Source organism: Chryseobacterium sp. RU33C, from assembly GCF_900156015.1.
Classification (GTDB): domain Bacteria; phylum Bacteroidota; class Bacteroidia; order Flavobacteriales; family Weeksellaceae; genus Chryseobacterium; species Chryseobacterium candidae.
The window spans coordinates 152,299-160,083 of the sequence record NZ_FTMT01000009.1 but is presented as its reverse complement, the minus strand read 5'-3'; the positions used below and the strand labels follow the sequence as shown (position 1 = coordinate 160,083).

At 35.7% G+C, this 7,785-nt stretch carries 8 protein-coding genes; 3 read left to right on the top strand and 5 right to left on the bottom strand.

All coding sequences use genetic code 11. The annotated features are described in order from the left end of the window. Positions 1-199: 199 nt before the first annotated feature. From BW946_RS09980 to BW946_RS09960, 5 genes are all read right to left on the bottom strand, one after another. On the bottom strand, positions 200-541 hold the full coding sequence (locus tag BW946_RS09980) for a hypothetical protein (RefSeq protein WP_076596035.1): 342 nt from the start codon (positions 539-541) through the stop codon (positions 200-202). Next, a complete protein-coding gene (locus BW946_RS09975; protein WP_076596034.1) occupies positions 538-2,586 on the bottom strand; it encodes a S9 family peptidase in 2,049 nt (682 codons plus the stop codon). The genes BW946_RS09980 and BW946_RS09975 overlap by 4 nt, the downstream gene beginning before the upstream one ends. A 143-nt stretch (positions 2,587-2,729) precedes the next feature. Continuing rightward, positions 2,730-3,461 carry a T9SS type A sorting domain-containing protein gene (locus tag BW946_RS09970; protein ID WP_076596033.1) on the bottom strand — a complete coding sequence of 244 codons (732 nt, stop codon included), beginning with the start codon at positions 3,459-3,461 and terminating at the stop codon, positions 2,730-2,732. 366 nt (positions 3,462-3,827) lie between these two features. Further along, positions 3,828-4,568 (bottom strand): uroporphyrinogen-III synthase, encoded by a 741-nt coding sequence (locus BW946_RS09965; protein ID WP_076596032.1) that lies wholly within the window; start codon positions 4,566-4,568, stop codon positions 3,828-3,830. A gap of 12 nt (positions 4,569-4,580) precedes the next feature. Beyond that, the gene (locus tag BW946_RS09960) at positions 4,581-5,249 is read right to left on the bottom strand and encodes a DUF4271 domain-containing protein (RefSeq protein WP_083688843.1); all 669 of its coding nucleotides are present in this window, start codon (positions 5,247-5,249) and stop codon (positions 4,581-4,583) included. Positions 5,250-5,491: 242 nt separating this feature from the next. Here BW946_RS09960 and BW946_RS09955 point away from each other — a divergent pair, with 242 nt between their 5' ends. From BW946_RS09955 to tgt, 3 genes are all read left to right on the top strand, one after another. Then, a complete protein-coding gene (locus BW946_RS09955) occupies positions 5,492-6,208 on the top strand; it encodes a polyprenol monophosphomannose synthase (protein ID WP_076596031.1) in 717 nt (238 codons plus the stop codon). A 5-nt stretch (positions 6,209-6,213) separates the two neighbouring features. Then, on the top strand, positions 6,214-6,582 hold the full coding sequence (locus tag BW946_RS09950; RefSeq protein WP_076596042.1) for a DUF4296 domain-containing protein: 369 nt from the start codon (positions 6,214-6,216) through the stop codon (positions 6,580-6,582). 67 nt (positions 6,583-6,649) lie between these two features. Further along, entirely contained in the window at positions 6,650-7,780 is a 1,131-nt protein-coding gene (gene tgt, locus BW946_RS09945) for a tRNA guanosine(34) transglycosylase Tgt (protein ID WP_076596030.1), read from the top strand. Positions 7,781-7,785 lie beyond the last annotated feature (5 nt).

The window sequence follows — 7,785 nt, the reverse complement described above, 5'->3', positions numbered from 1 at the left end:
TAAAAAGTTATTTCCGTAAAATTTTTTGAGCTATGAGGGCTCAAAATTTTCCAGAATAACTTTTTAACTTACACAGTTAGTGAAACACTACCAAAAAATAATCATTTATGAAAAAGAGGATTTTCCATGGAAAATCCTCTTATTTATTTATTTATCAACAGGAGTTAACTTCCTGCTTCATTCTTCAAGCTTCATGCCTTTACAAAAGCTCCTCTTCCTGAAAATACTGGATAATTGCCTTTTTCATCAGCAAAGTCTGCTCATTAGGTTTTAATTCCGGAAGTTCTTCCAGAGTTTCAAAATGTGGCCATCCGTCTTCATAGTGTGTAAATTTATAATATCCAAAAGGTTCAAGTAATCTGCAGACAGCAATGTGGATCAGGTTTACTTTATCTTCTTTTGTGTATTTTTGCTGGCCGCTTCCCAGCTCCTGAAGCCCTATCAGAAATAAAAGGGTCTCAATAGGCGGGTTTTTCTCCGTTTGGAAATTGTCTTCAAAGAATTGTTCTATTTTTTTCCAGTATTCAGCTTCGTTGATCATTCTTTTTGATTTTCTAGTTTTAACAGAAATGCGAATTCCAACGCATCTTCCTTCAGGGATTCAAATCTTCCGCTTGCTCCTCCATGTCCTGAACTCATGTCAGTCTTAAAGACTAAAATATTATCGTCTGTTTTTAATTCTCTAAGTTTTGCCGTCCATTTGGCAGGTTCCCAATACTGTACCTGTGAATCGTGGAATCCTGTTGTGATCAGCATATGGGGATAATCTTTAGCTTCTACATTATCATATGGAGAATAATCTTTCATATAATGATAGTATTCTTCATCATTTGGATTTCCCCATTCGTCATATTCTCCGGTAGTTAATGGGATTGTATCGTCCAACATTGTTGTAACAACATCTACAAAAGGTACCTGTGCTACAATTCCGTTGAATAGCTGAGGCTCATAATTGACCACGGCGCCTACCAGCAGACCACCGGCACTTCCTCCCATTGCATACATATGCTTCGATGAAGTATAATTTTCTTTGATTAAATATTTCCCTGCATCAATGAAATCAAAGAATGTTTTTTTCTTAAACAGCATTTTTCCGTCTTCATACCATTCTCTTCCCAGATATTCTCCACCACGGATATGAGCAATAGCATAAATAAAACCTCTGTCCAGAATGGATAATCTTACATTTGAAAAGCTGGCGTCCACCGTATGTCCGTAGCTTCCATATCCATACAGAAGAAGCGGAGTGTTAGCAGATTTTTTGGTATCTTTATGATACACTAATGAAATAGGAACTTTGGTCTTTCCATCTCTTGAATCTGCCCAGATTCTTTCTGAAACGTAATTTTCAGGAGCAAATTTTCCACCCAAAACTTCCTGTTGTTTCAGAAGCTTTGTTGTCTTATCCTTCATGTTATATTCATAGGTGGAGCTTGGTTGTGTAAGAGAGGTGTAACCGTAACGTAAAATCTCTGTATCAAATTCCAGATTGATTCCAATATAAGCCGTATAAGTAGGATCGGAGAAAGGGAGATAATAAGATTCCTGTGTCTTCTCATCAATGATTTTGATCTGAAGCAAGCCTCTTTCTCTTTCCTCAAGAACCAGATAGTCTTTAAAGATCTCAAAACCTTCCAGTAGAACTTCTGCGCGGTGCGGAATGACATCAATCCAGTTTTCCATGCTGCAGTTATCAATCTTTGTCTTTACAATCTTGAAATTAATGGCATCGTCAGCATTGGTAATGATATAGAATTCATCCTCATAATGCTCTACAGAATATTCAAGATCATCTATTCTTGGCTGGATCACTGTCCATTCTGCAAATACATTGTCAGAAGGAATAAAACGGTGTTCATCAGAAATAGTACTTGAGCTTGCAATAAAAATATACTCTAACGATTTTGTTTTAAATACATTGACATCAAAAGTCTCATCCTCTTCGTGGAAGATCAGAACATCTTCTGCTGAATCTGTTCCCAGCTGATGTCTATAAACCTGAAATGCACGAAGGCTTTTATCTTTCCTGATGTAAAGAATATGCTGGTTATCATTTGCCCAAACAGCTTTTCCTGTCGTATTGGCAATTGTGTCCGGCAAAATTTCTCCAGTCTTTAAATTTTTAAAATTAAGAGTATAAATTCTTCTTCCTACATCATCTGAAGAAAAACAAGCCAGTTCGTTGTTGGGGCTTACCGCTACACTTCCTACTTCAAAAAACTCTTTCCCTTCCGCATGAATATTAACATCGAGTACAATTTCTTCTTCGTTCTCAAGGCTTTTATACTTTCTGCAGAAGATAGGATATTCTTTGCCTTCTTCATAACGCACAATATACCAGTATTCATTAAAGAAATAAGGGAGAGACTCATCATCCTTTTTATAGCGGGCTTTCATCTCTTCGAAAAGCTCTTCCTGAAGAGCTTCCGTATCTTTCATGATGAATTCTTCGTAGGCATTTTCTTCTTCAATATATTGGATGACTTCAGGGTTTTCCCTTTCGTTCAGCCAAAAGTAATTATCAATTCTTCTGTCGCCGTGTGTTTCTAATATTTTTTCTATTTTTTTTGCCTGTGGAGCTTTCATCCTGGTATTTTATTTTTTACGTCTTATATATATCTTTTTAGAAATTTTTCCAGAGACGTTTTATTCAATGTTAATTCTTGTTCAAATATAAGAAAGGCTATCAAATTTATGATAGCCTTTCTAGTAATATTAAATGGAAGGAGTTATTTTTTTATGATTTTAGTAGTTTTTAATGTTCCGTTATTCATTTTCAGGGTAATGAAATATATTCCTTTTACTAAGTCACTCAGATCAATAGGATTCGATAGTTTTCCAATGTTTTTGACTTCTTTTCCCGAAGTATCTGTGACAGAAATGCCTTTTACTTCTGAGATATCAGCAATACTAAGCTCTTTGCTGAAAGGATTTGGATATATCTGAATTCTTTTTTTGTTGTCATAAACTTCATTCGTTGATAAATTGGAGCTATCATATGCTGAGATCTTAAACTGACCACTGTCTGTATCTGAAGAATACTTCCAAACACTTATATACAGCGTAGTGCCTGGGACCTGTCCGCTTAAAGAAATTAATGAGAAATAATCTTCATTATCAATGTCTTTATCATCATTGCAGTCAATTTCAGTTAAAGTACCACAGCTTCCGCTGTAAACCGCAAGTACAGAATCATCAAATAAAGAACCAGAAGCTGCTGCTGTTTCAATCGTAACATTTCCACTTGGAGGAACGGTAACTTTAAACCAGATATTTTCTTCAGACTCTGAGTTACAGGATGAAGGATTTCCATCTGTGGTAGCTCCTGTATTGTCTACGGTAATGGCTCCGGAAGTAAAATCGTTTCCTACAGTCAGTGATGTTGCTCCTGAGCAATTATCGTTCTGCGCATTGGCAAATGTAGCGGTCAGGAAGACTAAACCAAATAATAGTTTTTTCATACATACGTTTTTTTTAGTTATTAATAATAATTGAATTGTTTTTCTGAATCTAATGTACTTAATTACTATTAACTTTGTGATAAATTAAATGTATTTAACTGTTTGGTTGTTAATGGCTAATGGCTTTTTTTTAATTGAGTTTTGTATAGAAGTAAATAGTCACAAATAGTTGTAGAGGTGAAAAAAATATTGAGACGAAAAGGGGTTTTAAATGTAAAATATCTCCAAAAAATGATAAAAAAGAGCTAGAGATCAGCTCGCGTGGGAGTATACTGGTCATTTTGAAAAATGAACAAACATTCTGTTTTTAATAAAAAAATCCGCCTTTTTCAAAGAAAAAGGCGGATTTGAATTTTTATAGTAAGCCTATTTGTGAAGAGCTTTAATATACTTTTCAAGGGCCATCGTCATAGAAGGAGTTTCCTTCGTAGGAGCCATTAAATCTACTTTTAATCCAGCTTCTTCTGCAGCTGCCAGAGTTGTGTTTCCAAAAACTCCAATCTTGGTTTCATCCTGCTTGAAATCAGGGAAATTCTGTTGCAGCGATTTGATTCCCTGCGGACTGAAGAAAATCAGCATGTCGTAATCTTTGACATTGATATCGGTAAGGTCACTGCATACGGTACGGTACATAATTGCTCTTGTCCACTCTACATTAGATGCATCCATGGTTTTTACAATATCCGGACTCAAAACATCTGAAGATGGCAACAGATATTTTTCAGTAGGAAACTTTTTGAAAAGAGGAAGCAGGTCTGAGAAGTTTTTCTCCCCAAAGCTGATTTTTCTCTTTCTGTACACAATATGCTTTTGAAGGTAGTTGGCAATTGCTTCCGACTGGCAGATGTATCTCATTGTATCCGGAACGGCAAAACGCAATTCCTCTGCTAGTCTGAAGTAATGGTCAATCGCATTTTTACTGGTAAAAATAATACCGGTATACTGCGTCAGATCTATTTTCTGTGTTCTGAGCTCTTTATTGTCAACCCCTTCGACGTGGATAAATGGACGGAAATCAATCTTTATTTTTTCCTTCTTCGCTATATCCAGATATGGAGAAGACTCACTAGGCGCTGGTTGAGAAACCAATATAGACTTTATTCTCATCATTGACATTTATTAAAAAAATAACAGCTTCCAAAGCAATAATAATGGTGCAATTTGGAGGGTGCAAATATACAAAAATTTATAATACCATTTCTCGGGAAGAATCTTGTTCTTGTGAAATAAATAGAAAAAAACTTTGAAAATGAATACAAAAGCGAAAAAGCAGAAATAATATAGAAACATTTTATTTCTGTCTATCGGAAAGGAATAATGAGCTACACAAAGAATTATTAGCAAAAATGAAAGAATGAAATAAAACTTTGTGGAAGTAAAATAAAAGATAGTCCACTTTTTTCCATCCCCAATACTTTGGTAAAATAAAAATCCTAATGTTGACTTTATTAAATAAAAAAGCAGCACTGCCAGCAATGTATATCCAAATTTATTAAGCTGATACCCCAGAAGCTGAAGATCTGCAATATATTTCGGTACTATAGGAACGTACTGTGAAATTAATACAGACAGGGTAAGTGTAGTTACACAGGACGTGATGATCCAGCTGGGAAGGTTGTTGCTTGCATCAAAATATTTCTGAAGCAAAAAATCTTTAAGGCTGGCATCTCTCTCTATGACGTTCATCATAAAAACATATAAAAATATACAGCCCACAAGGATAAAGATTACCCAATCATTATTTTCAGGTATTCTTACGTGATTGATGAAGTGTTGTGATGATGGCAAAATTTAAGTTTTTTTTATTTATTATTTAACTTCAGATAACAAAGCCCGGCACAGATTTTCCTGTCACCCAGATCCGTGAATCTGCAGTTAAAATATTTGCTCTCATCGATTTTACGTTTGTTCAGATCTGTTGAATAAAAGTTTCTGTTTCATCCGCTTAATCCCCGAGAAATATTTTTGCAAAATTATAGATTATTTTGTATAAAATAAAAAGGTTAAATAAACTATCTTTGCAAACTGAAATGAAAAAACTCGTCATCATCCCAACCTATAACGAAAAGGAAAATATTGAATATATTATTTCCGCTGTTTTTGCATTGGAGGACGACTTTCATATCTTAGTAGTAGATGATTCTTCTCCTGATGGAACTGCAGAAATTGTAAAAGAACTGCAGAAGAAACATCCGCATTATCTGCATCTGTCCATAAGGCATGTAAAAGACGGATTGGGAAAGGCATATATCCATGGGTTTAAATGGGCCATTGAAAATAGATACGATTATATTTTTGAGATGGATGCCGATTTTTCACACAACCCTAACGATCTGCCGAAGCTTTTTGAAGCATGCAGAAATGCAGATATGGCAATAGGTTCCCGTTACTCAAAAGGAGTAAATGTAGTGAACTGGCCTATGGGAAGAGTGCTGCTTTCTTATTTTGCATCCAAATATGTAAGGTTTGTATTGGGACTTCCAATTCATGATACCACTGCAGGATTTGTATGTTTTTCAAGAAAAGTATTGGAAGAAATAGGGTTGGATAACGTGAAACTGAAAGGATACGGGTTTCAGATAGAAATGAAATTCAGAGCTTTTAAAAAAGGTTTCAGAATTGTAGAAGTTCCTATTATATTTACCAACAGAATTTTAGGAGAAAGCAAAATGAATGGAGGGATTATCCATGAAGCAGTTTTCGGAGTGCTGAACTTAAAATGGAAATCAATCATCAACAGATTATGAAACTGATGAAAAATTTAATTTTTATTTTCGTTTTGTTGGGCCTGTTTTCGTGCGGCGATTATATTGATAAGCCTAAAAATCTGATCGATAAAGATATAATGGCAGAAATTATTGCCGATCTTGCGATCAACGATCAGGCTATCTTTGTATATCCTGACAAAAATATGGAAGCAGGGACAAGAGCTGTTTTGAAATCACATAAAGTAAAGCCTGATGATTTTGTAAATAGTTTCAAATACTATGTGATTAAAGAAGAAATGGAGGGGATCACCAATGATGCGCAGGAAATATTGCTGAAAAAAGATCCCAAAGCAGATAAATATGTAAAGGAGAAACTGAAACAAAATGGTGCTGTAATACCTGTAGTAAGGTAAATTAGCCTGAGAGTTTCTGTTTCACAAAAATCACTGAAAACAACAGTGCATTTAAAAAAGTATAGAGATGAAATTTTTTAATATAGAAAAAACCTCTGAAGGAAAAGCAAGAGCAGGGGAAATTACCACAGATCACGGGAAGATTCAAACTCCTATTTTTATGCCTGTGGGAACTGTAGCCAGTGTAAAAACAGTTCATCAGAGAGAATTAAAAGAAGACATTAAAGCTCAGATTATTCTGGGAAATACTTATCATTTATACCTTCGTCCGGGTATGGAAACGATGCAGGATGCAGGTGGTTTGCACAAATTCATGAACTGGGATCTTCCTATTCTTACCGATTCAGGTGGTTTTCAGGTCTTTTCGCTGGCGAGTAACAGAAAAATGACAGAAGAAGGTGCGAGATTCAAATCCCACATCGATGGAAGCTATCATATGTTCTCTCCTGAAAGATCAATGGAGATTCAAAGACAGATTGGAGCCGATATTTTCATGGCTTTCGATGAATGTACTCCTTATCCATGTGATTACAACCAGGCAAAATCATCTATGGAGCTTACCCACCGCTGGCTGAAAAGATGTATTGAATGGACAAATGATAATCCTGAATTATACGGACATAAACAAAGGCTTTTCCCGATTGTTCAGGGATCTACCTATTCTGATCTTAGAAAAATTTCGGCTGAAGTGATTTCTGAAGCAGGAGCAGAAGGAAATGCTATCGGAGGACTTTCCGTTGGAGAGCCCGAAGAAGAAATGTACAGAATCACTGACGAAGTGACAGATATCCTTCCGAAAGAAAAACCAAGATACCTGATGGGAGTAGGAACTCCCTGGAATATCCTTGAGTCTATCGGATTAGGAATTGATATGATGGATTGCGTGATGCCAACAAGAAATGCAAGAAATGCAATGCTTTTCACATGGCAAGGGGTAATGAACCTTAAAAATGAAAAGTGGAAGCGCGATTTTTCGCCTTTGGATGAATTTGGAACCAGTTTTGTAGACCGTGAATATTCAAAAGCGTATCTTCGCCACCTGTTTGTATCTAAAGAATATCTGGCAAAACAGATCGCTTCGATTCATAATCTCGCATTCTACCTGGATTTGGTAAAGGTAGCCAGAGAACATATTATGGCAGGAGATTTTTACGAATGGAAAAACGCTGTAGTACCGGTTCTCAGACAAAGACTGTAAAAGAA